A 26,295-nucleotide genomic window follows, 5' to 3' on the forward strand; every position below is an offset into this window, starting at 1 on the left:
GTGCATGCGTTATAATGGCCGAAACGTTTAGGCAGGGATTTCTAAGATGAAAAAGCTAGTTGTCGTCACCGCATTATTATTATCGGCCTGTAGTCAATTACCCGATATCGGCGCTGACAAACCCACCACCTTAAGTGCAGAGAAACAACCGGTATTAGCCGTACCCATCCCGGCACCGGTTACCGATGCCAGCGAAGTGGCTAATAACGATACTACCGAGTCGTTAGCAACCGATTTCGAGCATATTTTCATAGATACAGATATGACTTTTGAAGGCGTCTTGCCGTGTGCGGATTGCAGCGGCATCGCTTATCATATTAATCTGTATCGTGATGGGCGCTTTGAAGCGCGTCAAGAATATCTTGGCCGCGGCCAGGTGCAATTAATTAGCGGCTCTTGGTTGTTAGAAAAACGCACTTTGCATTTGATTAATCAGCAAAGCACGCTGCCGGTCTTTCATTTTCGCAGTAATCAGCACTTAGTGATGACGGATTTGGCCGGTAAGCCCATTTTGTCGTCTGAAGCGTATCAATTAAGCCGTTATGCCTCGCTGAAAAAGCTCGACTCACGCCAACCGCTACTGGGTATGTATCAATTAAAAAACAATGTTGCGACCTTTATAACCTGTCAAAACGGTGACACCTTACCGGTGGCTAATACACAAAATCATTTACCCATGATGCGCCTGTATCAACAAGATACACGCTTAAATAATAAACCGGTTATTGCCACCTTAGTTGGACGTAAAAGTGCGGACCAGCACGGTATTGATACGCTTTACATCGATAAATTTGAACAATTTTGGCCTAATGCCACCTGCCCCGACCAATTTGCTCAAAAACAGTTACAAGGTATTGTCTGGCGTGCGGAGAAAGTGGCTAACCGTTATATTCCACACCAGTTAAATGTTCGGCTTATTTTTGAGAAAGACCGTTTATACGGCTTTAGCGGCTGTAACAACTTTAACGCCAGCTATGAGCAACAAGCCAATACTCTGAGCGTGCAACCGCTTGCCAGCACACGAAAGTTCTGCGCTGAGGCCAGTAACATTGAGCAGCAATTTACCGAAAAACTGCAGCAAGTTGACCGCGCGGAAGTGAACGCCGATAAACTGCAATTATTTTTTAATAACCAAGTTATTTTAGAGTTGGTGCCTGCGGTTAACTAAACCATTTTTCGCTGCATTTAGTGTAAGAACTTTGTGCAGCCTGCTTTGCGCTCACACGTTGATTTGAGTTGTTTAGCTAAAAAATGCGAGTTTGCTTTTAGAGACCCTTTTTCTTGAAGTATTCCAATTTGATTACTCAATTTTAGGCCATTTCTTAAATTCACAAGGTATGACTTTTATAGCAAACAACATTAAGTGAGCCCTTAAGAATTTAAGAAATGTGCTGAGCATGAAACCTAAATTGCAGACATAAAAAAACCACCCTAGGGTGGTTTTTTTATTCAAGCAGTGTTTAGACTAAAGCTTCTTTTGCTTTTGCTACGATAGCAGTAAAAGCGGCTTTGTCATAAACAGCGATGTCGGCCAGGATCTTACGGTCGATTTCAATTGAAGCCTTTTTCAGACCTGCAATTAAACGGCTGTAAGACATACCGTTCATCCGTGACGCTGCGTTGATACGCGCGATCCACAGTTGACGGAACTGACGCTTACGCTGACGACGGTCACGGTAAGCATATTGACCGGCTTTGATAACAGCCTGGAAAGCAACCCGGTAAACACGACTACGGGCACCGTAGTAACCTTTAGCCTGTTTTAATACCTTCTTGTGACGAGCATGTGCCGTCACACCACGTTTAACTCTTGGCATTTCTGACTCCTATTAAATTATGCGTACGGCATGCAACGGACTAAGCCGGCAATATCCACTTTTGCGACTAAGGTTTTTGGACCTAACTGACGCTTACGCTTAGAAGTCTTCTTCGTCAAGATGTGGCGAAGGTGAGATTGCTTACGTTTAAAGTTACCTGAAGCAGTCTTTTTAAAACGCTTCGCGGCACCTTTGTTGGTTTTCATCTTTGGCATAGTATTGAAACTCGCATTGTTAAATGACAACGAATAATAAGGCGTTAAAAAACTGCGGCAAGCCGCAGTTTAATAAACTTGAAGGCGCTTATTACTTCTTATTTGGGGCTAGCATCATGATCATCTGCCGACCTTCTACCCGGTTAGGGAAAGATTCACAGATGGCGATATCGCTAAGATCCTCTTTAATACGAGAAAGCATTTCGATACCGATTTCCTGATGCGCCATTTCACGACCACGATAACGTAGTGTTACTTTAGCTTTATCACCCTCTTCAATGAAGCGACGCAGGTTGCGTAGTTTTACCTGGTAATCGCCTTCATCAGTTCCAGGCCGGAATTTAATTTCCTTTATCTGGATCTGTTTTTGCTTTTTCTTTTGTTCTTTAAGAGCTTTGCTCTTTTCGAACAGGAACTTACCGTAGTCCATCAACTTACAAACTGGTGGTTCTGCTGTAGGACTGATCTCTACTAAATCAGCACTTGCTTCTTCAGCTAACCGAATTGCTTCTGTCGTGGTAACGACGCCCAGCTGTTCACCTTCCATACCAATTAATCGCACTTCTGGCAGATTAATTTCTTCGTTTATCCTGTTAGGACGGTTGGCCGGTAATGTTTTCTTTCCTACTTTAATAGTATGTTCCTCCGAAAATTTATAATTCACTTAAAGCTTATATCCGGTTTTTAATTTCAGTCAGCATTTTCTCGACAAAGCTGGCAACCGACATTTTGCCTAAATCATCAGCTTTACGTGTTCTGACTGCAATATCACCTGCTTCGACTTCTTTATCACCGACGACAACGAGGTACGGAATACGCTTAAGTGTGTGCTCGCGAATTTTAAAGCCTATCTTCTCATTTCTCAAGTCACTTCTTACTCTAATACCGTGAGATTTGAAAGTTTTTACTAATTCTTCGACATATTCGGCCTGATTATCGGTAATATTCATAATTACCACCTGCGTGGGTGCTAACCACGTCGGGAAAAAGCCGGCGTACTCTTCGATGAGAATACCAATAAACCGCTCTAACGAACCTAAGATCGCACGGTGAATCATCACCGGAACCAGTTTTTCGCCGCTTTCAGACACATAACTGGCTCCTAAACGACCCGGTAACGCGAAGTCGAGTTGCACTGTGCCACATTGCCATGCGCGATTTAAGCAATCGTGCAAGGTGAATTCAATTTTCGGACCATAAAAAGCACCTTCACCAGGTTGCAGTTCATAGGCAATATCATTGGCTTTTAATGCGTCCATCAAGCCTTGCTCGGCACGGTCCCAAATCTCATCAGAACCAATCCGTTGTGCCGGACGTGTCGATAGCTTCACCACGATGTCTTTAAAACCAAAGGTACTGTAAGTATCAAACACCATCTTGATACATTTAGTCACCTCTGCCTGCACTTGATCTTCAGTACAGAAGATATGCGCATCATCTTGGGTAAAGCCGCGCACGCGCATCAAGCCGTGTAAGCCACCTGAAGGCTCATTACGGTGGCAACAACCAAACTCGGCCATACGCAGCGGTAAATCACGGTAAGACTTTAACCCCTGGTTAAAGATTTGCACGTGCCCCGGGCAGTTCATCGGTTTGATGGCGTACTCACGATGCTCAGACTGGGTAGTGAACATATTATCGGCATACTTTTCCCAGTGTCCCGATTTTTCCCACAATACACGATCCATCATTAATGGACCTTTCACTTCATCGTAGTCGTACTGGCCAAGCTTCTCGCGTACAAACGTTTCTAGCTCACGGAAGATAGTCCAACCATCGTTGTGCCAGAACACCATACCCGGTGCTTCTTCTTGCCAGTGAAATAAGCCCAGTGCTTTACCAATTTTACGGTGGTCACGCTTCTCGGCTTCTTCTAACTGGGTTAAGTAGCCCGCTAATTGTTTCTTGTCTGCCCAAGCCGTACCGTAAACACGCTGCAGCATTTTATTTTTTGAGTCGCCGCGCCAATAGGCACCGGCCACTTTCATAATTTTAAAGTGTTGGCAAAAGCGCATGTTGGGCACGTGCGGGCCACGACACATATCAATATATTCTTCGTGATGATACAGCGCAGGGCTGCTATCACGCGGAATATTTTGCTCCAGAATTTCTTGCTTGTAGCTTTCGCCACGTGCGGCAAAGGTATCCCAAGCTTGTTGCCAGCTCACCTTGTTTTTTACCACATCATATTCGGTTTTGGCTAACTGCAGCATGCGCGCTTCTAGCGCCGCTAAATCATCACTGCTGATCGGCTGTTCTAAATCAACGTCGTAGTAAAAACCATTATCAATAACAGGGCCGATAGCCATTTTCACGTTTGGCCAAAGTTGTTTAATCGCGTGGCCTAATAAGTGTGCACAAGAGTGACGTAAAATCTCTAAGCCTTCTTGATCTTTGCTGGTTACGATACTTAAGCTGGCATCTTGTTCAATCAGTTCACAAGCATCAACAAGTTCACCATTAACTTTACCGGCAATGGTGGCTTTAGCTAAACCTGGGCCAATGTCTTTAGCAACATCAAGTACAGTAACGGCATGGTCAAAGGCGCGCTGACTACCGTCAGGCAGAGTAATAACTGGCATGATCAATCCTTTTACAGTGGTGGCCCAAACCAAGGGTCACTTGATTAACAACAAAACGCTATATTCTATGCACCTTGCGTGGCAGTTGACACCCACAACTTAGGGTGTTTGGTACACAGCGTGGTACACAATTTTGAATTTCACCTGCTTATCTATTTTGCTTCGGATTAAAACAGGGATGAGCATTGTACATTAAAAACGGCTATCAATCATTTGCTAAGGGATCTTAAATTTATTTTTTAACAGAAATATGACTAGCACAATTGCGTTAAATAGAATGACAGCATGCAACTCAGCGCTATAAGTTCAGCTAATTGCTTGATCGATAAACTTGAATAAGAGATGTCAACACTATGAATTTATTTATTAAATTAAGCTCTTATATGGCCGAGCCTTAATTCCACTGCCATACTTTTATTGGGTACTAAAGTAAAAGGTTGACACCATGCATGTAAAAGCTGACAACTTATTGCTAACTGCAATCTGCAAGGCTCTTTCCACTCACATAATCGATGACTATGTACTGAGCGATTTCAGGAACCTATTACTCAGAATATCTCAAATTGTTTTGGAGCAAAAAAGCGAGTCTGAGGGAACTAACATAAATAACCATGCAAGGTTGTTAGGTTATTGAAGTACCTATTGATTGCAGAAAACTTGAAAGTAGCCTTAACCGCAAACAATAAATACATTGAAATTAATCATTTAAGCTCTCCCATTTATGGGTTTTCACATCGCCGTATCGCCGTAGTAAGTCAGCAAGAAAATTCACAAGATAACCACCAGACACGGCCCTTTCCTTCGTGTAAAGCATCACTGTTACAGCGTTTTCACTCTCATCACTAACAAATACTTCGGTATGCAAAAACATACCTTGTGTCTTCGCTTCTTCAGTTGTGGCTTTCAGTATGCGTTTAATGGCAACTCGACTTTGATGAGTATCTTTTAGTGTTAACGTGTGTAAGCTCAATGAATGCTCCATTATTGTGCTTATAACAGCTAAATTTTTTTGATATCACAACTTATCGCAAGATCAGTTGTAGTCACTTCAAAAATCATCTCATTATCAACTCGAGCCATTGCATAGTCGCCGTGTCATTTATCTCTGTTTTAATTCTCTGCTTTGCTTCATAGGTTAAAGAGCCTAATAATGATAATTTCGTTACAAACATCACCAAGCTCAGTGATTTTTCATTTAGACCAACACCACTAAAAGGCGGTTTATCCTGAAAAAGCACTGTCTTGCATATATCAGAAGGAAAGCCCCATAAGGTTAAAAAATAAACAGCACTCATTGTCGACGGCTTGTAACAAAGAGCTTGCTCGATATCAATTAATTTACTTTCAGCATCAGGGTCGTAATCGGTCTGCTCTAAAGCCTGTGAAAAGTGCCCAAGCCCTGTCAATAAAGCAGCAACATAAATAAAATCCTGCATTTCCGTGCTAAACCCAAGTGTTTTGCTATTTTGCCGACATGCGGCGGCATAGCGATATGTCCACTCACTGCAATGCTTGTAAACTGAGAGAGGGATTCTTAATGATACTTGTTGCTCAACGGAGATGGATATCACGATCGCTTCGACCAGACGCAAGCCAAGACGTTTTATTGCTTCCGCTAAAGAGGTAGTATGAACGCGGTATCCAAGAAATGCTGAGTTAGCAAACTGTATAATCTTCGCCGTAATCACGCTATCTGTCATAATATGATCAGTAACGTCTTTAATATCGACATCCGGCTGTGAAAAGAGATCCTGTAACTTTAAAGCCAGTTCCGGTAACACAAAAAAATATCCAATTTGCCCCAGCTTCGCTCGAGAAACCTGGGGAAATTTCAATGCGTTCAAACGCTCTAAACATAAAAAAACATGATTTAAATCGTTTTCAGCAAAAGGTTTACTCAACACAAAGTGTGCAACCTCACTCGCCTTACTGAGCACTTCTTCAGTCACGTCCCCAGTCAGCAATACCCTTACCGCAGAGGGATAAGTACAGGCAATTTCTTCAAGTACTTTATCACCATTTCTCATCGGCATTAAATAATCACAAAAGACCACGTCTGGAGGGGTGCTTTCACTCCAGACGCTCTGCCACATAGATTGTTGCTCACATAAAACAAAATGATAGTCAGGCTTTAAACGGCGACATACACGGTGCAAAGCTTTTAACATAAAACTGTCATCATCAATAAACAGGACATTCAACCTTGTCATATCACTCCCCTGTGGAAATAAATCATAGCTATGCAACGCCTAAACACTTTAATAAACATGCCTCTATTTGAGGTTGTGCTATTAAAGATCCCTGAATAACATCACAATTAAGCTGTTCTAAAATATGGCGTTGTTCAAGCGTTTCTACGCCCTCCACCACTACCTGAATTTTTATGTCATGCGCCATACGGATAATGTTTGCTATCATGCTTTGAGTATTAATGTCGTGCACAATAGGAGAAATTAAAGATCGCGCAATTTTTATTGTATCTATCGGTAGCTTTGATAAATAAGCTAATGATGAATAACCTGTGCCAAAATCATCGATAGCGATACTAAAACCCACTTTTTTTAAAGCGCTCAGTATTTCTGCGCTTTGTTCAATGTTCTCAACTATCCAAGATTCGGTGAGCTCAAACTCCAGTAACGCGGTATCTATCTTTAAGTTAGCCAATATCGCTTTAACACGCGAAATAAAATCGTCTTGCGCTAATTGCTTACCAGAAACATTAATAGAAACTTTGTTTAAAGCGACACCTTGATTTATCCACTTGGCTAGTGCCAGACAAGCACGTTGAATAACCCAATAACCAACTTCAATAATTTGACCATCATGTTCTGCTATTGGCATAAAGATCGCTGGCGAAACATCACCAAAAGTAGAATGTTGCCAGCGTAATAACACTTCACAACCAATAATTTTTTGTTGGCATACATCAAACTGTGGTTGAAAATGCAAGTAAAGTTGTTCATTTTCAATCGCATAAGATAACGCCTCACTGAGTAGCAATTGCTCACGTTTACGGTCAATTAATGCTGCGTTATACCGCATAAAAAAACCGGAATGCCCTTGCACATGCAAACTATTTGTAACAAGTACATGGCTCAGAAGCTCTCGACCAGAATTACCATCCCAAGGTGCAAGGCAATAAGAGATGACAAACTCAACCCCCAAACCATTTTTTCTAAACTTTTCAATAGTTAACGGTTTTAGTAGCGCAGTGAGTCTCTCGTAAACATCCAAGTCTGAAGCCACATTTTCAAAAATCAAAATAAACTGTTCATTCGCTAAATAACCTAACGTTCCAGAGAGTCCTTCAGCTTGTTCTAAAAAGGTTGCAGATATTTCATCAACTAACGCTTCAACTTCGGAAAAACCAATAATGTTAGACCAAAAAGCGTAATCTTTTAACTTAATCGCAACCATCGAAAACGCTTCACCGCGTTCAAGCAAGCTATCAGCTTTTCGAACAATTGACCTTTGATCGAGAACTGCAGGTAAATTAATACTGCTTGAAAACAAGGGAGGTGCTTCTTCAATAATTTGTAAGTGAAGCAGAAGGGCACCAGGCTCAAAAACTTTTACAAACACTTCAACATCCAAGTCTTTCGATGTTTTTAAAACTGCATGGTCTTTTTCTTTGGCTATTAAATCAGTTAACTCATGCGCTGAAGTCGTTGAGAATAGCTCATATAAAGTTGAATAAGGATCATAATCTAAGTCGAACATCTGTTTAGCAATACCATTTGCACGGCCGATTTTACCGTCAGCGAACACTTCTATTATTGCATCGGAACTACTTGCCATTAACGAATTAACAAAAATATTATTGCTTCTTTCGTAATAGGCTTTGAAAGCATTTTCAACTTCGGCTAGTAGTTCAACTTCATCCCAAGGCTTTTCTAAAAAACGGAACGCCGCACCACCATTAAGCAACTTTAAAACAGAATCAAAATCAGTGTATCCACTTAGCACCATAGCTACCGTTGAAGGATAAGATAATTTAACTTCGGCGAGTAATGCTGCTCCGTCCATTTCTGGCATCCGAAAATCCGTAATCAGAAGCTGACAAGCCTCCTGCTGCATCACTGACAATGCTGCTTTTGCATTATCCGCTGAAAACACTTTATAGCCTGCCCTGAAAAGCAATCTGTTCAGCGATCTCAAAATGCTGGGTTCATCATCTACAATTAGTATTTTTTTAATCATAAAAACCACATTAATAAGGTAGTAATGCTTGCCAGCAAACTGTTATCGAGTGTTCCGCTAATACAGTGCTCAAAACATATCTTCTGCTTATAAGAATCGTAAGTCGGAGCTATTAGGCATTGCCAAATGACTTTGTTAGTGGCGAATACCCTTTTTATTGATTATTTTTAACTTATAGCATATCTTGTACAAAGAGACAAATAAGCCAATTGAGATAATTGAGCCACCCTGGCCGAAGGAAAAAAAAGAAGGCGAGCACTCTATGAATCAGCAAGAAACAGCATCCCTGCCTGTAATTTTGTGTGTAGACGACGAGTTAAATATTTTAAAGTCGTTAACACGTTTGTTTTTGTCTAAGCCAGTAAAGTTGTTGCGGGCATCAAGTGGGCAAGAGGCACTCGCTTTGCTGGAAAAGGAAAAGGTTAATTTAATTATTTCTGACATGCGTATGCCCAACATGACCGGAGCCGAGTTTCTTGCTCAGGCTGCGACATTACAGCCAGACGCTTATAGGATTTTAATGACAGGCTACGCCGATCTGGCATCAACAGTCAGCGCCATTAATGTTGGTAAAATTCACCGCTATGTGCAAAAACCTTGGGATAACGCTGAGCTTTTAAAGCACGTTGATGATGGTTTAGAAATGTATCGATTGGTCAAGGCCAATAAAGAACTTACAACAAAAATTGCTAAGCAGAATAAACAACTTAAAGAGTTAAACCATAGTCTTGATGAGATGGTGCAGCAACGAACTTTACAATTGAAGAAGACAATACAACAATATAAAAAGTTGGCAGAAACACGTGGCAATGAGCAAAAAGCAACTCTCGAGGTTCTCTACAATATTATTAGTATTAATCCGGCCCTCAATGGAAAGTTTGCTCAACATGTGGCAAAAACATGCGCCAATATTGCCGCGATAATGAACCTCTCGGGTCCAGAAAAAGACTTGATGAATAAAGCAGGCCTTTACTCAGAACTGGGTAAATTAGGTTTACCCTCACACTGCCTTAGCACTCCCGCTTACAAATTAGACAGTTCAGAACGCAAACAATTTTTACAACACCCCCAACTTGCAGAAGAAATGTTAGCTCCAGCAGTTCACTTGCATACACTCAGTGAGGTTATTGCTAATCAGTTCGAGCGTTTCAATGGCAGCGGTCAACCACTACAAAAAGTAGGAACTGACATCCCTATTGGTGCCAGAATATTAGCGGTAGCGAGAGATTTCTGGCTTGCTGTATATCAGCAAATGAATTCAAAAAGTTACACCAGAACTGAAGCTTTTGAGTTTATCAGAATGCAAAAAGGCACTCTGTATGACCCCGACGTTGTTGCAGCGCTAGAAAAGTTAATAAAAAACAACATTGATAGTTTTGATAAAAATATTCAAGACGGGCTTCACGTTGAGCAAATACAAGTTGGTATGCGCCTATCACAAAATCTATATAACCGTAAACACATGCTACTGCTGCCTAAAGACCATATTTTTTGCGATAAGACGTTGAGCAACTTAATAAAGTATCAGTCTAAACATAAGGAAAAACTGCTGGTCCAAGTAGAGCCTTTTACAATAAAAGAGGATTCCGATGAGGAGTAACTTCTCACTCATCGTTCTTCTCAGGCTAATGCTGGCCTAACTATGCTGTTCTTCAGAAACAAACCACCTTATGCAATTTCGACCTTCTTTTTTAGCGGTATATAATGCTCCGTCAGCATGAGCAAGATGTTCAGTCAATTCTTTAGGGTCTTTAGCCGCGACTGCGGTAGCGCCGATACTTACTGTGTAAGCAATCCGATTGTTTTCAAAATCAACCGGCGCATCTTGTATGGTTTCTCTTAAGGTCTCTAATATCGGCGTTGCCGTGTCAATACTTGCGTTTTCAATTAAAATCGCAAACTCTTCTCCGCCTAAGCGGGCGCAATAATCGTCTGAGCGCAAGGCGTTTTTAATTGCTGTTGCCGTAACTTGTATGACTTGATCACCCGCATTATGGCCATATGTATCATTCACGCGCTTAAAATAATCAATATCTAGGATGGCAACCACATAAGGTATAGTTTGTTTATTGAGCCCTGCACAATGCTCTACGAATGCTCTTCTATTTGGTATTCCGGTCAATGAATCTGTCATTGCCAATAATTTCAATTGTTGTTCGGCAGCATTTCGGGCATTTTCAATCTCTACAGCATAATAAAGACTGGCTAATGCATCTAACAAAGGCTTTAAGAAGGTAGCGTCTGCTTGGGTGTAATCTTCAAACTTATTGGCAAGACCAATCATGCCTACCACGCCATCTTTAAGCTCAATTGGCAACCCCATAAAGCGGAATATCTTCGGATGGCCTTTGGGCGTTCCTCTAGATGCAGGGTGTGAAGTTGGGCTATTACTAATAACGGTTTTTTTACTGGTAATCACACGGCCAAATAAATTATCGAAACTTTCAAAGTAAAGTTTGCCTTGTCGGTAAAGCTGTACCAAATGATTGCTATGCTCGTTCCATGCAATTTCCGTGATTGCATGAATAAACAAGACAGACTTACCATCGATTACACGCATCTCACCAATAAAAGCAAACTGGCTTTCAGCAATTTCCGCTAACTCTGACAAAATTTGTCGACATGCCGAAGATAAATCATGTTCTTTTAAATAAATAGACTGAGCCTTACTGATAAAACCCAACAAGTGTCGCTGCCGCATTTCAAGTAACTCGGCTTTTTTCTTATCAGTGATATCTCGATGCGTGCCGGCTAATCGTAAGGGCGTACCATCTTTTGCGCGCTGCACTACTTTAGCGTATGTTTCAATCCAAACCCAATGGCCACTGCTATGCCGCATTCTATAAATGGTGTTAAAAGTCTGACTAACCCCCCCCAGATGATTAGATAACTCTTGCTCAACACGCTGAATATCTGCCGGATGAACTAACTGCCGCCAATACTGACTACTCGGCTCCACCAAATCAAAATCAAGCCCTATAATCTCACACCAGCGTCCGTTCACTTTATTCACATCTAATTGAACATCCCAGTCCCAAGTTCCTAATGCAGAGGCTTCAAGTAGAAGTCTCATTTGTTGATTCGTTTCAAGAAGCTTTTGCTCTGTATAACGATTAAGCGTGTGATCGATAAGCATGGCATGAATCATATCTAGCTTACCCTCACTACTAAAAAATGCTTTTGTAATAAGCTTTACCCAATGCTGTTTATTATTTGACGTCTTGAGTCTGAAAATCGCTTCTCCTTTAGTTACGCCTGAATGGTGGTTACTAAACAAAAAATTGAATTCATCTAATTGGCTAACATCGATAAAATCCTCAAACATCGCTGTTTTTTTACGTAAATCTGCAACAGCAATCCCAAACAAGGTTTCAATATTCGAGGAAACGTAACTTAACTGCATTCCATGAATATTTTGCCATTGGAGCAATACTGCTGGTGAATTATCAATCAGGCTATGTTCCTGCTGTACCAGCATAAATTGACGATATAACGATAAATAAGCTGAAACATGTGAACTTAGGCTCTGTAATATCTCTATTTGTGAAGCATCCAATGTTCGGGGTTGAAAATCAATAACACATACCGCTCCAACAATGACATCATCAAGTAATAAAGGAACACCTGCATAAAATCTGATATGAGGCTCGCCAGTAACCAGTGGATTATCGACAAAAACGTTGTTTTGCTTTGTATCTTCCACAATTAATGTGCTTTGGTTTTCCACAACATGATTGCAAAACGCATCTTTTCTGAGAGTACTTTGAACATCTAAACCAAAACGACCTTTGAAGAATTGTTCATTTTCTCCTATTACCGAAATCAACGCTGTAGGAACGCCCAATAGTAATGCCATTCCTGCAAGTAACTCTGAAAGGCTTTCATCTTCAAAACCTTTTTCAAGATGATACTCAGCAATTTTATTCAATCGTTGAATTTCGTTCATTAGATTAATTTCCCAAAGTTAAAGAGTAAAACATACTGCAAATGTCATAATTGAATTGCATTACTATCAAACTTGCCTCAATTTATAGCATGAAATATAAAAAAAATTTTTAATCAGCTAAAACCTTATCCAGCCAATCGATTACCGCTTTACTCTTTATTCTTGATTTAAGCATTAGCAAGCTTTCTGAATTAACCTTCTTATTTAATGCTAATTTGCTAACAAACATAACCAAATTGAGCATAGGTTCATCACCGTCCGCCGCAACCAAGTCTGGTGTGTCTTGCTGCGAAATGATTTCGCATAAATCAAACGAAAACCCCCACAATGTCAGTAGAAAAACGGCTCTTAATGTCACAGGATCAGCGCTTAACCCTACATCAAAATTAATTGGGGCCTGGTGTGAATCAGGGGTATAGTCTGGGTAATCTGCAGCCACAACAAAATGCCCTAATCCCGTCAATAACGCAGCAACAGAAATCAGATCTTGCATTTCAGTGTTAAAACCCAACAGTTTGGAATTTTGCCGACACGCAGTGGCATAACGATAAGCCCAATCGCTACAACGTTTATGCACTTGTGCAGATACTGTACCTAACATGCGCTGTTCAATCGAGATTGAAACAACAATAGCCTCTGCAAGCCTAAGCCCCAGCCGCTTTAGCGCTTCAGTTAAAGAGGTAGTATGTCGGCGGTATCCCAAAAATGCTGAGTTAGCCAGTTGAATAATCTTAGCCGTTACAACACTATCTTGTTCAATTAAGTTAGCGGCTTCTGTGATATTCATTTCAGGCTGAGAAAATAGTCGCTGTATTTTTACTGTTGTTTCGGGTAGCGAGAAGAAATAGCTATGCCTGCCTACTTCATTACGAATTTTCGGCGAAAGCATCAAGGCATTAAGGCGCTCAAGGCATGAAAACACGTAATTCAAGTCATCATCGACAAAAGGTTTACTTAAAACAAAATGGGCAACATTGCTTACACTGCTAATCACATCTTCAGTGGTATTTCCAGTTAGTAATATACGCACTGCAGATGGGTGAATATGTTCAATTTCTTTCAGCACTTTATCGCCATTTTTTAACGGCATTAAGTAATCACAAAAAACCGCATCAGGTACCATGCCCGCTGATAATGTATTCTGCCATGCGGTTTCTTGATTACACATTATAAAGTTATCATCGGGCCTTAAACGAACAGCTGTTCGCTGCAACGCTCTTAGCATAAAGATGTCATCATCTATAAACAGGACATTAAATGCCATTACAACGCTCCTAACAGAGAGCTGATCTCTGTCCTTGCGACGGCCAAAATATTAACAAAATTATCCTCTGGCTGGGGTTTTGCAATAAGGAATCCCTGTATGACATCACACTTAAGCTGCCTTAACATTAAAAGCTGTTCAAGGGTTTCTACCCCTTCAACAACTACCTGCATTTTCATGTCATGCGCCATACGCGTAATGTTGGCAACCATACTCTGAGTATTGAGGTTTTGCGCAATGTCAGTAATCAAAGAACGGTCAATTTTAATTACGTCTATTGGCAATTTAGATAAATACGATAACGATGAATAACCTGTACCAAAATCATCAATAGCAATTGTGATGCCCGAAGCTTTTAATCGATTGAGCTTTTCTACGCTCTTTTCCATGTTTTCCACTAACCAAGACTCGGTCAATTCAAATTCAAGTAAGGAGGCATCGATGTCAAAATTGGACAGTATTGATTCAACACGTGTAATAAAGTCGTCCTGAGACAACTGCTTACCCGATATATTTATTGCTATTTTATCTAACTGCACACCTTGCTGCTGCAAATTAACAAGCATCTGACATACTCGTTGTAAAACCCAGTAACCCACCTCAACGATTTGGCCTTCTTGCTCGGCTACAGGAATAAATACAGCCGGTGATACAAAGCCCAGCGTCGGATGCTGCCAGCGCAACAATGCTTCACAACTGGTTACTTTGTGTTGCAGTAAGTCAAACTTAGGCTGGTAATTTAAATAAAGTTGATTATTTTCAATTGCGTAAAACAAGGCTTCGCTAATTAGTAGCTGTTCTCGTTTGCGTTCAATCATTGACGCGTCATAACGCATAAAAAAATTAGAATTACTATTGATGAGTAACCGATTAGAAATTAAGACATTATTTAATAATTGACGGCTTTCTTTGCCATCATCAGGTGCGATGCAGTAGGATACCGCAAACTCAACTCGAACAGCACTCTTGAAAAAATCGGGTAATTGAAAAGATTGAATCAGTACGGTCAGTTTTTTATGGACATCAAGTTCTGATGAAATGTTATCCAATACAAGTATATACTGCTCATTTGCTAATTGTCCGAGTTGTGCAGCCAGTGATTTTGTTTGTTCAAGCAAAGTGACTGAAATAGCATTTGCTAATTTTTCAGCTTCAGAAAAGCCAATCATTTCGGACCAGTATTCATAGTTCTTCAACCTTATTGCCACTAGTGCAAAAGGATGATTTGAATCTAGCAGCGCATCTGCTGAACGCAAAATAGCCTTTTGGTCCATTACTACTGATGAGTTAGCGCCTAGGAAAATGGTTGAAAACGGATCTGCATGTAATATTAATTGCAATACACGAGACAACTTATCAACCACTTTTACAAATATCTCGACATCTTTACCACTGGTCGTTTTAAACATGCCATGCCCGGTATGACTCTCAAGCAATTGCGCTATCTCTTGCTCTGTCGCTGTTGGCAAAAGCATGCTTAAGGTGAGTCCTTGAACTTCATCTAAATTTAGCGCTTGCTTAGCCACACCATTTACTCTGACAAGTCGGCCTGTATTGGTTATCTCAATAAGGCTATCAGCACTGCTTGACATGAGTTGGTTAACAAGTGTGTTATAGCGCCTTTCGTTGTAGATAACAAAGGCGTTATTAACTTCTTCTAGTAATGTTTTTTCTTCCCAAGGTTTTTGCAAAAAACGAAACGCAGAACCCGCATTCAGCAGCGCCAAAACCGAATTAAAATCAGCAAAACCACTTAATACAATGCATAGGCTTGAGGGGTAGTGAATTTTGAGCTCTGCCAGCAAGGCTGCGCCATCCATTACTGGCATTCTAAAATCAGTAATGACAACCTGACATGCCTCCTGATGCATTATTGCAAGCGCACCAGCTGCACTATCCGCGCTGAATACAGAGTAACCCGCTCGTTTAAATAAACGGGTTAATGCTCTTAATATGGCTTGCTCATCATCGACTAGTAGAAGCTTGTTGGGCATGAAAATACCATTTAATTTAAAAGTTGACTTACAACATCACGTAACTGCTCATTCTCAAACGGCTTTGGCAATGCTAAATCTGCACCTAAATCTAATGCTTTTTTGAGGCCGTATCCGGAGAGGCCTGAAATCACAACAATTTTGATGTGAGACATTTCTGGTTGTTGGCGAATAAACTGCAACACTTCATACCCATCTAATCCCGGCATGGATAAATCTAGAGTGACCAAGTCTGGTTTAGCAGACAAAATCTTCACACCGGCTTGGAAGCCATCTGAGGCTGATATAATGTCAAAGCCGCAAGGCCTTAAGGCTCGCCTTATCGCATTTCTGACTTCAGGTTCATCGTCAATAATTAATATCCGTTTAGTGCTTATAGCTGTTGGCGCTAAATTGCTAACACCCGAGTCAAAGTCTTCAGGAATGGGCATGTTTTGCTTTTGAAGAAATAATATAAAGTCGTTTAATAACACCCTATAGTTACCCCTTCCTGGTAGCTTGTATCCTTTTAACCTTCCTTGTGCTATCCAACGACTTACTGTCCGTTGGTGTACATCACAATACTGCGCAATTTCGCCTGGCCTCAATGTCCTCATAATAAGCAATCCATATTCCAACTTGATTATTTGGATGTTATAGCATAGATTAATGAAAGAGACAAACAAGACAAATGAGAAAAAGTAATGGAAAAGACCAAATGCTTAATCCTCCCTCCAGTTTTCGCTGTCTCTCAAGCCATCCTTCTAACAAAGAAAACTCAATGGCCGCAAATTTTAACATCGGCTGGGCTTTATCATGTTAACTAATTTTATTATCGCGCTCTGCAAATCAAAAACATTTTCATCACGCCGCTTTTGGTTTTTTGCAAGCACGACATTTTTAGGCTTTATAGCCAATTCCTTAGCGATAAACATCCCTTTTGTAGTGCCATTTGTGATTGGCAACATCGCTTTTTTAATTATCTTATTACGCCTAGGTTTACTCTGGTCTTTATTGAGCCTTGCCATTGTCTGTGCCCCTTTAAACACTGATATTGTCTGGTATAACAGCATATTGCAGTTAATATGCTTTATGCTGTTTAACTTTAATCAAAGGAAACCATGGGTTCGGTACATGCTGCTTTACAGCATCGCAATTGGCATAATTTATTATCTGTTTAGTTATGAAGTTCTGACCGATTCACCCGCCATATTTTTAAGTATAGTGCTTTTAAATTGTTTAATTTTCTTAATCTGTGTCAAAACAGTACTGATGCTTGATGCGATTTCAGTATCGCCAACAAAACAAAAACACTTGAGTTTAAAACTACAGCTAACTCATCGCATTGGTTTGTATAGTGCTGTTCCAACAACCATTCTTATTGCGTTTATTTTGCAAGGAGCAACAAGTCTGCACTTGTCATCACAACTTCAGTTTTATGACCGTGAACAAGATATATTTATCAGTAAGATTCAACGCCATGTGGAACGTTATATCAGCAACACCGAACTTGTAGCTAGCCTAGGACGAGATAATATCGACAAAAATATACTGCGTAATCTAACCGAACAACAATCTGAATTTATTTCTGCGCTCGTTACTAATAAAAATGGCGCTATTGCTATGTTTTACAAAGCAGATTTACCTGAAAATTTTATGCAAAATAGTTCTGTAGCAGACCGCAGTTATTTCATGAAGCCGAGAGAGCTTAATCAAAGTTATGTTAGTGAGACATTTCAAGGCAGAACAATCGGTCAGGATCTATTATTTGCTGTCAGTTCACCTATTTATAAAGATGGCATGTTTGATGGTGTCGTCGAAATATCTGTTGATCTCAACACCTTGACAAATACCTTGATTGCAGATGATGCTTTGAATGCCAATCGTATTTTGCTCGATAGTGGATTTAAAAAGATTTGGGGAATGGATACACTTGGCGAATTGGGTGAAGTTTGGACTGAACGGCCGTTACTCGCCCCCTACCAAACATCGTTAATTAAACAGCTTTTTCTTAAGACAACTAACCCCATAATTTTCAGCTCAGACTCACGCTTTATCGTTATTAGTAAATATATTAATGATTTAAATTGGACAACACACTTCTATGTGGATACCTCTCCTTTTGTCGTTATTTATTCCATCTATCTTGGAATTGCAATGCTCTGTGCCCTGGTATTATTGCAGTATGTGACAGTGCTAGCCGGCCGCTTTATACACAACTACACCGATACTTTAGAAGATATTGCCGAATATGCCCATCGATGGAATTCAGATTCAACTGATACTAAACCACTCACGTTAAGGCATACCGCACTGGACTTTGAAATATTGTTAGACAGTATTTCGGGTATGCAAAAGCGCGTTATCGCCTCACGTAAAGCCATGTTAAATTCAATGAAAGATGTGACATTGCTTAATAATGACTTGGAAAACAGAGTAAAAGAGAGAACGCTGCAACTTGAAGAAGAGCGCGATAAGGCGAAACAACTCGCGGCAATTAAAACACGATTTTTAGCTAATATGAGCCATGAGATAAGAACACCTATTACGATCATAAAAGGCTTTACTGAAGAATTGCTCGGCGAAACGAGCGGCGATGTTCGAAACGTATTGAAACGTATTAATCAAAATACCCTGCATCTGCAAAATGTCATTAACGACATTTTAGATACTGCCAAAATTGATGAAGGAAAAATGGCGGTGGTAGTCCAGCCACTTGAACTAGGTCCCTTTTTAGAAAGTTTCGCAGAAAACACATTACAAATGGCAAAACAAAAAGATTTATTGTTTGATTGTGATGTTAATGATGTTTATCACATGGGTGTGATGGCGGACCCGTTCAGGTTACAACAAATATTGCTAAACTTACTCAGTAATGCGGTTAAGTTTACGACTAAGGGCTGTATAACCCTAAAGGCTGAAAAATACAATGACAACACTTTAACGGTTAAGGTGATTGATCAAGGAATTGGCATGAGTCAACAACAACAGCAAAAGTTGTTTCAGGCATTTACTCAAGCAGACTCCAGTACTAGCAGGGATTATGGCGGCACAGGCCTTGGTCTGTACATTAGCAAACAACTTGCTGACGCAATGAATATTAAATTGTCATTAAGCAGTGAATTGGGCAAAGGCTCAACCTTCATTCTTACCTTTAAATCTATACTTCTGCCTGCAGAACTAAAAACAGTTACAAATTCATCGCTGATATCGCCGCCACCTAAAACTAAAGACGAACTGCCAGCGCTGACCGGTAAAATACTTATCGTTGACGATGTTCAGGATATACGAAAATTATTAGCCTCCTATCTTAAAAATACCAATGCGAAACTCGTGTTTGCCGAGAATGGGGAAAAAGCCATTGAAGTTGCGCTAGCCGAAGCACCTGATCTTATTGTCATGGACCAACAAATGCCTGTGATGGATGGTTTTACCGCGGCATGTCAGCTTAGAAGTAGCGGATTTACCTCACCTATCATTTCACTTAGCGCAGATGTATTTGAAGATGAGAAGTTAAAAGAACATACCTCGCCTTTTAATGTCACTTTGAATAAACCTATAAACAAAACGCAACTTATTAACACCATTGCAACGCTCTTAATCACAAAATTCATCGATACGTCTGCTGACGCTCTTTTAACTTACGATAGTGATAACTTTAAAGAGACAATTGCTAAAAGCATATCTGAAGAAGATGAAGATGAAGATGAAGAATTACGCCAAGACTACCTTAATAGCCTTAATACATTACCAGAAGAATTAGCATTACTTATTGAAACTTTAGATCAAGAGGGTATTGCAAAGCTATTCCATAAAGTTAAAGGCACCAGTGCCTGTCTGGGGTTAAACGACATAAGCGATGCGGCTACGCAAGCGCAATCTGCGTTAAAAACGGGGGAGTCTCTTGAAGAAATTTGCAGGGTATTTATTGCTAGATTGAAAGGTGATGGCGGATAAGAGCTTAAGATGCTGATTAGCTAGTTTGAAGCATCACCTCAGGTTGTAAGATCGGTATAGAAATAGTGAATGTTGTACCAACGTTAAGCTCAGAAGAAACAGTAATATTCCCCTTATGCTTTTGGACAATACTGTAGGACAAAGATAAGCCTAGACCTGTCCCCTGACCTACAGGCTTCGTAGTATAAAAAGGCTCAAATATCTTACGCATAGCAGACTGACTAATGCCACAACCATTATCTCTTATACTGACAACAAATGTCGTTTCAGTTGCCGATGCTGCAATATAGATATGGCCTGCTTCTTGAATAGCATGTGCTGCATTGACCAGTAAGTTTAAGAAAACCTGATTTAGCTGCATTGGCTGACAAAACAGCTTTGGTAACTCTTTTTGATAATCACGGTGAATTTCGACATTATATTTAAGCTGATTGTTGGCAATCTTCAATGTACTTTCAATACCGTCAACAATATCTGCATATTGCCATTCGCTGTTATCAACGTGAGAAAACGCTTTCAGATTTTTTATAATTTCAGAAACGCGACCAATACCTTCCAAAGATTCAGACACTAACTCAGGCATATCCTCACGCAAAAATGAATACTGAATACGATCATGCATATCTTGCTGCAATGCCAAAAACGTTTTGTTTTCTGTCTTGCGTATCATTTTTTCATAAAAATTGGTCAATTTTAATAATTTTGCAGCATAATCTTGTAAGCTTTGTAAATTTGAATTAATAAAGCCTATAGGGTTATTAATTTCATGCGCTACACCCGCGGCTAACTGACCAATTGCTGCCATTTTTTCAGATTGTAGTAACTGATTCTGCGCTGCCTCAAGTTTATTATTTAATACTTGCAACGCGGCATGCTCTTGCGCCAATTGCTCAGACAATTGCTTTTGCACCTGGTAGTAACTCGCTAACTCGGTAACATCTTGCACAATCATACATACAGTTTTCACGATATTGTTCTTCACATCTAACGGCAGAAACTCGATATTCTGATACATCAACGTTTCTTCACCGGTTATCGGCCGGCTACTGCTAAACAAAAATACATGGGGACGATGCTCCCAATATGAAAAACTGGCGTTATTTAATATAAATACGCTATTAATTTTCTTTTTCAGATACTTAGCTTCATTTGGAAACAAATCCAACAAACTTCTACCTTTAACATCGTCAGAACTAATGTTAAGACGATCAGCAAAAAAATCATTCCAATACTCAATACCTAAGTGTTCGTTTAGCACACAAACACCAAGAGGTAATTTTGCTGTCAGATTCTCTAATACACTAAGTGTAGCCATTGTCACTCCAGCAAAAGATTTAATCTGTTTAATAAAGTGGCAATAGAGTCTTGTTCTAAACAGATAACGATTTTTGAATCAAAGTGACTCGATTCCACTTTAAATTCTACTTCCATCAGCAACGTATGCGCCCAACGGTAATGATCTGATGACAACTTTTCAGGCTCAAATACTGTTGGCATACTAAGCTTTGTGGTAAGTTCAAGCTGTTCAGCAAAACCACTCAAACACGCCCCGGCCAAAATATTCGACAACTCAAGCAATAACTCTTCACGAGTGACCTCTGATAATGGCAAGTCATAATCCATTAATTCAGCAACAGCCTCACAGCCTAACCGCGATTGCAATGATACGACTTCACCTTTCACCGTGCCTAAAAAGGATTGCCGAGTGTGCCACATATTGTTTGCACTCAGTATTTCGATGAATTCTGCAGGCGTGACAGAGGATATCTTTGGAATAGAAAGTGCTATTTTAGCCTCGATAAGTCTGGCTAATGCATTTGCAGCCTGACCCATTGAAATATTCATCAGCTCCTGTAATGCATCGCGCTGCTCTTCAGTCAAAGCGCTTATCATATTAACCCCACATCAGTTAACACCTGATGCAGCAATTGAGGGTTTAAAGGTTTGTGCAAAAATCGAAAAGCGCCTAACGCATCAACAATTTTTTTTGCTTCTGGCTGAATGTCTGCGCTTATCACAATAACGATAGTTTTTGCATGATGGTCGTGTAAATAGCGTAGTACACCAAAACCATCGAGTTCAGGCATGGTGAGGTCTAAAAAAAGCACGTCTGCTAATCCTGCTTCAACAGCGGCAAGCGCTTCTTTGCCATTAGTTGCCTCTGTTATTTCAACATCCCAATCAGCAGGCAACGCTCGCCGTACCGCCTTTCTGGACATCATAGAATCATCTGCTATGGTAATTGGTATTGGCATAAAACCCTCAACTTGTCTCATTTGTCTTATTGGTAGTATGGTAAATCCAGAAACTAAAGTCAAAAAATTATTGCTTTTTTATTCAACAGCACTAGTTTTAGAGTAAATTCACTGCAATAATCAAATTAAGACAAATAAGACAACTTAATGCAGTGGCATCACCCAAGACGCATCGATTTTTAAGAAATCATAGTCACGTTTACTTAAACATTCCAAGAATAGAGGCATTATGAAGGGTATTATTTTTAACGTTCTTGAAGATATGATTGTAGAAAAGTTCGGCATGGCTGTTTGGAATGACTTGCTCGCAAAACATGCTCCACCAGACCGCGTTTATATTTCGGGTAAAAGCTATGAAGACAACGAGTTAATTGCCATTGCCAGCGATGTAGCCGTCTTATTAAACATTCCTTTACAAAATGTAGTAAAAGCATTCGGTGATTTTTTGTTTCAAGGTTTAGCGTCAAGACATGAAGACGTTATTGAACAATTTTCTGATTTTTCTGAATTAGTGATGGGGATCCATGATGTAATTCACGTTGAGGTGAACAAACTTTACGTTGAACCGGCGTTACCAACGATTTCGTGTCGGACTTCATCAGCTAACCAGATTGAACTCACTTATTCTTCACCACGAAAATTATGTTTTTGTGCGGAAGGACTTCTTTTCGGTGCCGCTCGCCACTACGGACAAAAAATTAAAATAGAACATACTGTCTGCATGCACAATGGTGCAGAACATTGCATATTGGATATAGAGCTGACACATGGATGATGTATCAAACCCTTACTTCATAGCCTATATGCGTGAAAAAAAGGCAAGACGTGAAGTAGAACAGTTGCTTGAAGACAGTACCAGACAACTGTACAAAAAAAATAAGTTACTGGAACAACAACTACTCAAAATTCAACAACAACAGCAATCTATTGTTCAACAGGAAAAACTTGCCACACTTGGCACCTTAGCGGCAGGTGTAGCCCATGAAATCAATAATCCGCTGGCTTTTGTTATCAGTAATGTGGATACCTTATCCAGCTATACTTCTGAGCTTCTCAATGCAAACGTTCATCCAGAGCAAAATAGCATTGCACCTAGCACGCTTGAGATGATAGCTGAAGACTTTCCAGAACTTATCACTGATACTGTCCAGGGGTTAACACGCATAAAAGACATCGTCAGAAACTTGTTGTTTTTTGCTAGAACAGATACAGAATTAATGTCCGACATGCAGTTGCGCGACGCGCTCGAGCTCGCGCTTAAGTTATTAGGGCCAAAACTAAAAAATGTACTGTTAACACAGCAGCTTGATACCGTAACGACTATTCCATTTAATTCAGGTGAATTAAATCAGGTTTTAATCAATATTCTCGTCAATGCGATTCAAGCATGTGAGTCCAAGCCTGAAAAAGCCTCCGAAATAAACGTATTATTAACGCAAAATACAACTCATATCATTCTTTGTATTAAAGACAATGGCTGCGGCATGGATGAAGAAACGTTGACAAAAATGTATGATGCTTTTTACACCACCAAACCCGTCGGGACAGGCACCGGTATGGGCATGTCTATCGTCTTACAAATACTTAAACAGCATAATTGCGAGATCGATGTGCAATCTGAGCTTAATATCGGCACAGTAGTTACCCTGAAATTCCCTATCTCGAAAGGGTGATTCTTAATAACACCTTTGAACACATGGATTTAACAACCTTACTAAGCGAGTGGAAGAGCTTAAAGAGGAAATAATGTAACCAGAGAATGAAATAGCTGATTGATAATTTTTAATTCACTCTAAGTGTATTGAAATTTATTAAATAGAACTATGGTCATTAATCGGCTACAAGTTCGTCAAAGGAATTACAATTATGACTTGTAAACAAAACTATAATGAAGTTACAATTTTGCTCATTGATGATGATGACGTTGATGTGATGGGTGTTAAAAGAGCACTCAAGCAACTGAAAATTTTAAATCCAATAATAAGAGCACGCGATGGCGTTGAAGGATTAGCCATCATTCGTGATACCAAAAAACAACGTAAATCGTATATAGTCCTACTAGATATAAACATGCCAAGGATGGATGGTCTAGAAATGTTATATGAGTTGCGCAACGATCCTCACATTTCCAACTCTATCGTTTTTATACTGACAACATCCAAAGCCGACGAGGACAAAGCAAAGGCTTACAATCAGCATATAGCTGGCTATATCGTCAAGAATCAGGTTGCTGAAGGTTTTGTTCGAGTAGTAGAGTTGCTGGATAGCTACTGGCGACTTGTAGAACTCCCAAGCCAAAATTGATGAGGTATTCATGGATAATACTTTAAATGTTCTGCTTATCGATGACGACCAAGTGGATCGGATGGCTACTATTAGAATATTAAATAAACGTGGTGCACTCTACAACATTACGGAGGCTACAACAGCTTCAGATGGATTAAAACTTGCTTTAAAACAAAACTTCGACGCAATCTTACTTGATTACCATATGCCCGGAATGGACGGTATTGAGATGCTCCAACTGTTGCGAACTCAAGCCAATAAACGAGTGGCGGTGCTGATGTTAAGCCGCCAGGATGACGAGGCCTTAGCAGAACAATGTTTAGATGCGGGAGCACAAGACTTTCTTTTAAAAGACGAAATTGATCATCGAAGACTGACTAGGGCATTGCACCAAGCACAACATCGAAACATGATGGAAGAAGCACTGCTTGCCAGCCGAAATGAGCTACTGCAATTGGTAGAACATGATATTCTGACAGGCCTAGTCAATCGCCGGGGTTTTGAACGGGCGCTATCGGCAGCAGCATCTCGCTTAAAAAGAGGGAGTAAAAGTCTTGCTGTGCTCTTACTTGATTTAGATGACTTCAAAAGTGTAAATGACTCTGATGGACATGATGTAGGTGACGCTCTCCTCATTGAAGTGACCCAAAGACTGAGTTCAGCCATCCGAGAAAGTGACCTGTTATGTCGTCTTGGGGGAGACGAGTTTGTTTTGTTGATTGATCAATTTGATGATAATGAACAGGTTTTATTATTAGCAGAACGATTAATTGAGGTATTGCGGGAACCCTATGCCTGGGGCGATAAAACCCACATCGCAACTGCAAGCATCGGTGTAGCAATCTATGATCCATCCATGTCTGCTGTTACCGATTTACTTCGTTTTGCAGATATGGCCATGTACCAAGCGAAGCAGGCTGGGCGAAATCAGAGTCGAGTTTATTCTTCGTCATTAGGAGATGCTGCTTTAAACCGCAACCGCATCAAATTCGAGTTACAAAATGCTGTTGCAAACAACGAGATGCGAGTCTTCTATCAAGCACAAATTCGCACTTCAGATGGCAGCCTAGGAGGTTTGGAGGCATTAGTTCGTTGGCAACATCCAGTATTAGGTCTGCTTTCTCCAGCAAGCTTTATTGCCATTGCGGAAGAAGTTGGAACCATTGTTGATATTGGAAATTGGGTTCTTTTAACCGCATGTGAACAGTTGGGACAATGGCAGTTAAAGTACCCCTCTGCCTTTCAGAACGTATCCCTTGGCGTCAATTTGTCAGTGGTTCAAGTGTCATCAACAACACTGCTCGATACAGTTAGTAAAGCCTTAGAAAGGTTTGATGTAAATGTCAGTAACTTAGAAATGGAGATTACTGAGAGCGTACTAATTAAAGACCCAGAAGCTGTATCCACGGTTCTGGCACAACTCGTCGAACAAGGTGTTTTCCTGTCGCTCGATGATTTTGGTACTGGATACTCCTCTTTGGAGCATCTAAAAATTTTTCCAATCAGTGTACTAAAAGTTGATAGAGGATTTGTGGGTGGCGTCGGCAAAGATAAAAAAGCAGAGCAATTGCTCGTCGCTATCATTGCGCTTGCTAAAGCCCTCGAAATGAGAGTGGTTGCAGAAGGTGTAGAAACGGAAGAACAAGCACATTTCTGTCGTAAACATGGCTGTGATTTGCTACAGGGCTATTATTTCTCTATGCCAATAACCGCCGAAGAATTTGAAGCTCGGTTTTTAAGGTAAATTTTTTAAGTAAACGGTTTCACATTGAGTAAAACCTTACGTCAATACATAAATTG

At 40.3% G+C, this 26,295-nt stretch carries 21 protein-coding genes; 7 read left to right on the forward strand and 14 right to left on the reverse strand.

Features of this window, described 5'->3' with window-relative positions; all coding sequences use genetic code 11:
* Nucleotides 1-46: 46 nt before the first annotated feature.
* A complete protein-coding gene (locus ORJ01_RS01110; protein ID WP_306176656.1) occupies nucleotides 47-1,168 on the forward strand; it encodes an META domain-containing protein in 1,122 nt (373 codons plus the stop codon).
* A gap of 292 nt (nucleotides 1,169-1,460) precedes the next feature.
* On the opposite strand, the gene rplT is transcribed toward ORJ01_RS01110, so the two are convergent.
* The 7 genes from rplT to ORJ01_RS01145 all read right to left on the reverse strand — a co-directional run bounded on the left by rplT (nucleotide 1,461) and on the right by ORJ01_RS01145 (nucleotide 8,814).
* Nucleotides 1,461-1,817 carry a 50S ribosomal protein L20 gene (gene rplT / locus ORJ01_RS01115; RefSeq protein WP_226750916.1) on the reverse strand — a complete coding sequence of 119 codons (357 nt, stop codon included), beginning with the start codon at nucleotides 1,815-1,817 and terminating at the stop codon, nucleotides 1,461-1,463.
* 17 nt (nucleotides 1,818-1,834) lie between these two features.
* On the reverse strand, nucleotides 1,835-2,032 hold the full coding sequence (rpmI, locus tag ORJ01_RS01120; RefSeq protein WP_082122441.1) for a 50S ribosomal protein L35: 198 nt from the start codon (nucleotides 2,030-2,032) through the stop codon (nucleotides 1,835-1,837).
* Nucleotides 2,033-2,123: 91 nt separating this feature from the next.
* Complete coding sequence (infC, locus tag ORJ01_RS01125; protein WP_226750998.1) at nucleotides 2,124-2,666, reverse strand: translation initiation factor IF-3; 543 nt, start codon at nucleotides 2,664-2,666, stop codon at nucleotides 2,124-2,126.
* 37 nt (nucleotides 2,667-2,703) lie between these two features.
* Nucleotides 2,704-4,614, reverse strand: a complete 1,911-nt coding sequence (gene thrS / locus ORJ01_RS01130; RefSeq protein ID WP_306176657.1) for a threonine--tRNA ligase — start codon at nucleotides 4,612-4,614, stop codon at nucleotides 2,704-2,706.
* A gap of 697 nt (nucleotides 4,615-5,311) precedes the next feature.
* Nucleotides 5,312-5,584 carry a hypothetical protein gene (locus ORJ01_RS01135; RefSeq protein ID WP_306176658.1) on the reverse strand — a complete coding sequence of 91 codons (273 nt, stop codon included), beginning with the start codon at nucleotides 5,582-5,584 and terminating at the stop codon, nucleotides 5,312-5,314.
* Nucleotides 5,585-5,669: 85 nt separating this feature from the next.
* Nucleotides 5,670-6,824 (reverse strand): HDOD domain-containing protein, encoded by a 1,155-nt coding sequence (locus ORJ01_RS01140; protein WP_306176659.1) that lies wholly within the window; start codon nucleotides 6,822-6,824, stop codon nucleotides 5,670-5,672.
* 28 nt (nucleotides 6,825-6,852) lie between these two features.
* Complete coding sequence (locus ORJ01_RS01145) at nucleotides 6,853-8,814, reverse strand: EAL domain-containing protein (RefSeq protein ID WP_306176660.1); 1,962 nt, start codon at nucleotides 8,812-8,814, stop codon at nucleotides 6,853-6,855.
* Between the two features lie 262 nt (nucleotides 8,815-9,076).
* Here ORJ01_RS01145 and ORJ01_RS01150 point away from each other — a divergent pair, with 262 nt between their 5' ends.
* Complete coding sequence (locus ORJ01_RS01150) at nucleotides 9,077-10,414, forward strand: HD domain-containing phosphohydrolase (protein ID WP_306176661.1); 1,338 nt, start codon at nucleotides 9,077-9,079, stop codon at nucleotides 10,412-10,414.
* 36 nt (nucleotides 10,415-10,450) lie between these two features.
* Here ORJ01_RS01150 and ORJ01_RS01155 read toward each other — a convergent pair whose 3' ends face one another.
* The 4 genes from ORJ01_RS01155 to ORJ01_RS01170 all read right to left on the reverse strand — a co-directional run bounded on the left by ORJ01_RS01155 (nucleotide 10,451) and on the right by ORJ01_RS01170 (nucleotide 16,614).
* Nucleotides 10,451-12,760, reverse strand: coding sequence for a diguanylate cyclase (locus ORJ01_RS01155; RefSeq protein ID WP_306176662.1), 2,310 nt, complete (start codon nucleotides 12,758-12,760; stop codon nucleotides 10,451-10,453).
* Nucleotides 12,761-12,869: 109 nt separating this feature from the next.
* Nucleotides 12,870-14,024, reverse strand: a complete 1,155-nt coding sequence (locus ORJ01_RS01160; RefSeq protein WP_306176663.1) for an HDOD domain-containing protein — start codon at nucleotides 14,022-14,024, stop codon at nucleotides 12,870-12,872.
* The gene (locus tag ORJ01_RS01165) at nucleotides 14,024-16,018 is read right to left on the reverse strand and encodes an EAL domain-containing protein (RefSeq protein WP_306176664.1); all 1,995 of its coding nucleotides are present in this window, start codon (nucleotides 16,016-16,018) and stop codon (nucleotides 14,024-14,026) included. Before ORJ01_RS01165 ends, ORJ01_RS01160 begins: the two co-directional genes overlap by 1 nt.
* Before the next feature lie 11 nt (nucleotides 16,019-16,029).
* Nucleotides 16,030-16,614, reverse strand: a complete 585-nt coding sequence (locus ORJ01_RS01170; RefSeq protein WP_306176665.1) for a response regulator — start codon at nucleotides 16,612-16,614, stop codon at nucleotides 16,030-16,032.
* A 199-nt stretch (nucleotides 16,615-16,813) separates the two neighbouring features.
* Here ORJ01_RS01170 and ORJ01_RS01175 point away from each other — a divergent pair, with 199 nt between their 5' ends.
* Entirely contained in the window at nucleotides 16,814-19,954 is a 3,141-nt protein-coding gene (locus tag ORJ01_RS01175) for an ATP-binding protein (RefSeq protein WP_306176666.1), read from the forward strand.
* Nucleotides 19,955-19,970: 16 nt separating this feature from the next.
* On the opposite strand, the gene ORJ01_RS01180 is transcribed toward ORJ01_RS01175, so the two are convergent.
* The 3 genes from ORJ01_RS01180 to ORJ01_RS01190 are packed head-to-tail and all read right to left on the reverse strand — an operon-like array spanning nucleotide 19,971 to nucleotide 22,209.
* Nucleotides 19,971-21,269, reverse strand: coding sequence for an ATP-binding protein (locus ORJ01_RS01180; protein ID WP_306176667.1), 1,299 nt, complete (start codon nucleotides 21,267-21,269; stop codon nucleotides 19,971-19,973).
* A gap of 2 nt (nucleotides 21,270-21,271) precedes the next feature.
* Nucleotides 21,272-21,847 carry a chemotaxis protein CheC gene (locus ORJ01_RS01185; RefSeq protein WP_306176668.1) on the reverse strand — a complete coding sequence of 192 codons (576 nt, stop codon included), beginning with the start codon at nucleotides 21,845-21,847 and terminating at the stop codon, nucleotides 21,272-21,274.
* Nucleotides 21,844-22,209 carry a response regulator gene (locus ORJ01_RS01190; protein WP_306177508.1) on the reverse strand — a complete coding sequence of 122 codons (366 nt, stop codon included), beginning with the start codon at nucleotides 22,207-22,209 and terminating at the stop codon, nucleotides 21,844-21,846. The genes ORJ01_RS01185 and ORJ01_RS01190 overlap by 4 nt, the downstream gene beginning before the upstream one ends.
* A gap of 229 nt (nucleotides 22,210-22,438) precedes the next feature.
* On the opposite strand from ORJ01_RS01190, the gene ORJ01_RS01195 reads away from it, so the two are divergent.
* From ORJ01_RS01195 to ORJ01_RS01210, 4 genes are all read left to right on the forward strand, one after another.
* The gene (locus ORJ01_RS01195) at nucleotides 22,439-22,984 is read left to right on the forward strand and encodes a heme NO-binding domain-containing protein (RefSeq protein ID WP_306176669.1); all 546 of its coding nucleotides are present in this window, start codon (nucleotides 22,439-22,441) and stop codon (nucleotides 22,982-22,984) included.
* Nucleotides 22,977-23,882, forward strand: coding sequence for a sensor histidine kinase (locus ORJ01_RS01200; protein WP_306176670.1), 906 nt, complete (start codon nucleotides 22,977-22,979; stop codon nucleotides 23,880-23,882). The genes ORJ01_RS01195 and ORJ01_RS01200 overlap by 8 nt, the downstream gene beginning before the upstream one ends.
* A 193-nt stretch (nucleotides 23,883-24,075) precedes the next feature.
* A complete protein-coding gene (locus tag ORJ01_RS01205; RefSeq protein ID WP_306176671.1) occupies nucleotides 24,076-24,513 on the forward strand; it encodes a response regulator in 438 nt (145 codons plus the stop codon).
* Nucleotides 24,514-24,523: 10 nt separating this feature from the next.
* Complete coding sequence (locus tag ORJ01_RS01210) at nucleotides 24,524-26,239, forward strand: bifunctional diguanylate cyclase/phosphodiesterase (protein WP_306176672.1); 1,716 nt, start codon at nucleotides 24,524-24,526, stop codon at nucleotides 26,237-26,239.
* Nucleotides 26,240-26,295: the final 56 nt, after the last annotated feature.

The sequence above is a fragment of the Alishewanella sp. SMS8 genome, from assembly GCF_030737935.1.
Classification (GTDB): Bacteria; Pseudomonadota; Gammaproteobacteria; order Enterobacterales; family Alteromonadaceae; genus Alishewanella; species Alishewanella maricola.

Bases quoted from the DNA above. Each gene is read 5' to 3' on its own strand.
- ORJ01_RS01110 (WP_306176656.1), top strand. From the start codon at position 47: ATGAAAAAGCTAGTTGTCGTCACCGCATTATTATTATCGGCCTGTAGT.
- rplT (WP_226750916.1), bottom strand. From the start codon at position 1,817: ATGCCAAGAGTTAAACGTGGTGTGACGGCACATGCTCGTCACAAGAAG.
- rpmI (WP_082122441.1), bottom strand. From the start codon at position 2,032: ATGCCAAAGATGAAAACCAACAAAGGTGCCGCGAAGCGTTTTAAAAAG.
- thrS (WP_306176657.1), bottom strand. From the start codon at position 4,614: ATGCCAGTTATTACTCTGCCTGACGGTAGTCAGCGCGCCTTTGACCAT.
- ORJ01_RS01140 (WP_306176659.1), bottom strand. From the start codon at position 6,824: ATGACAAGGTTGAATGTCCTGTTTATTGATGATGACAGTTTTATGTTA.
- ORJ01_RS01145 (WP_306176660.1), bottom strand. From the start codon at position 8,814: ATGATTAAAAAAATACTAATTGTAGATGATGAACCCAGCATTTTGAGA.
- ORJ01_RS01150 (WP_306176661.1), top strand. From the start codon at position 9,077: ATGAATCAGCAAGAAACAGCATCCCTGCCTGTAATTTTGTGTGTAGAC.
- ORJ01_RS01155 (WP_306176662.1), bottom strand. From the start codon at position 12,760: ATGAACGAAATTCAACGATTGAATAAAATTGCTGAGTATCATCTTGAA.
- ORJ01_RS01160 (WP_306176663.1), bottom strand. From the start codon at position 14,024: ATGGCATTTAATGTCCTGTTTATAGATGATGACATCTTTATGCTAAGA.
- ORJ01_RS01165 (WP_306176664.1), bottom strand. From the start codon at position 16,018: ATGCCCAACAAGCTTCTACTAGTCGATGATGAGCAAGCCATATTAAGA.
- ORJ01_RS01170 (WP_306176665.1), bottom strand. From the start codon at position 16,614: ATGAGGACATTGAGGCCAGGCGAAATTGCGCAGTATTGTGATGTACAC.
- ORJ01_RS01175 (WP_306176666.1), top strand. From the start codon at position 16,814: ATGTTAACTAATTTTATTATCGCGCTCTGCAAATCAAAAACATTTTCA.
- ORJ01_RS01180 (WP_306176667.1), bottom strand. From the start codon at position 21,269: ATGGCTACACTTAGTGTATTAGAGAATCTGACAGCAAAATTACCTCTT.
- ORJ01_RS01185 (WP_306176668.1), bottom strand. From the start codon at position 21,847: ATGATAAGCGCTTTGACTGAAGAGCAGCGCGATGCATTACAGGAGCTG.
- ORJ01_RS01190 (WP_306177508.1), bottom strand. From the start codon at position 22,209: ATGCCAATACCAATTACCATAGCAGATGATTCTATGATGTCCAGAAAG.
- ORJ01_RS01195 (WP_306176669.1), top strand. From the start codon at position 22,439: ATGAAGGGTATTATTTTTAACGTTCTTGAAGATATGATTGTAGAAAAG.
- ORJ01_RS01200 (WP_306176670.1), top strand. From the start codon at position 22,977: ATGGATGATGTATCAAACCCTTACTTCATAGCCTATATGCGTGAAAAA.
- ORJ01_RS01205 (WP_306176671.1), top strand. From the start codon at position 24,076: ATGACTTGTAAACAAAACTATAATGAAGTTACAATTTTGCTCATTGAT.
- ORJ01_RS01210 (WP_306176672.1), top strand. From the start codon at position 24,524: ATGGATAATACTTTAAATGTTCTGCTTATCGATGACGACCAAGTGGAT.